General features: G+C 51.3%; 1 protein-coding gene. It reads right to left on the reverse strand.

The window, feature by feature from the left end; all coding sequences use genetic code 11:
- Positions 1-922 (reverse strand): mucin-binding protein (locus WEIDD23_RS14820; RefSeq protein WP_242865497.1); only part of this gene is annotated, 922 nt, incomplete at both ends.

A 922-nucleotide genomic window follows, 5' to 3' on the forward strand; every position in this document is an offset into this window, starting at 1 on the left:
CTTGCGCTTACGACGCTTGAACAAACCGAGGAACAAACCAAACAACATAGCCAATCCGGTTGCTTTGGCCCCTTCTTGGTCATCCTGACCTGTATAAGGCAAAACACCTGAATGCTTGGTTGGCGTTTCATTCGCCACATCTGTCGGTTCAGTCGTTGCAGCCGACGACGCTGTGTAGGCTAATGATCCACCACTCTTTGTCAATTGACTGGCTGCGCTAACTTCAGCAGTTGGCAAAACTACATCGCTATCTAGCACAACATCGTCACTAACTGGTGCTTGATGATCGACAGCAACTGCTGAATCGCTTGGCGCTGGTGTCGCATCATCTGGCGTTACCTGGTCAGTCACAATCTGAACATACGTAATTGGCGTATCTTGAGTTGGGTCTGCAACCGCAGATGGCCAATAACCCTGACGCGGATCATTTGGATCTACCGGTTGTAATGGCTTACCATCCGGACCAACTGGGACATAACCTGGTACGTGTGGCAAAACCGGACTACCAGGTTCACCTGGTGTGAGAATACCGCTTGGGTCATTTGGATTCGTGACATAATCAACCGGTACGCCTCCTGGCACCTGTGGTACATATGAGCCAACCGCGTGATAACGAACCGTCTCGACCCAGTCACCTTGACCAGCTTGAACCGTTGCTGATGCAACCGTTGGGCGATCGACAATGTAACCCGCTAGACGTGGTGACGTAATGGCTGCCATCTCAGCTGACTGAATCGATTGCCATGGACCATACGTGACTTGTCCGGTCACCAGGTCAACTGTTGCCGTTCGTGTAAACGTAACAGTTTGCGTTTGCGCTTCTGCAACAGTCTGCCCAGCATCATTCAAGTAACGTACAATTCGCTCCACTTCATCAGTCAAGTTGGCCTTATCCGTACCTGCCGGCCACTTTGGACCGGTC

It is taken from the genome of Weissella sp. DD23 (genome assembly GCF_001579105.1).
GTDB lineage: Bacteria > Bacillota > Bacilli > Lactobacillales > Lactobacillaceae > Weissella > Weissella cibaria.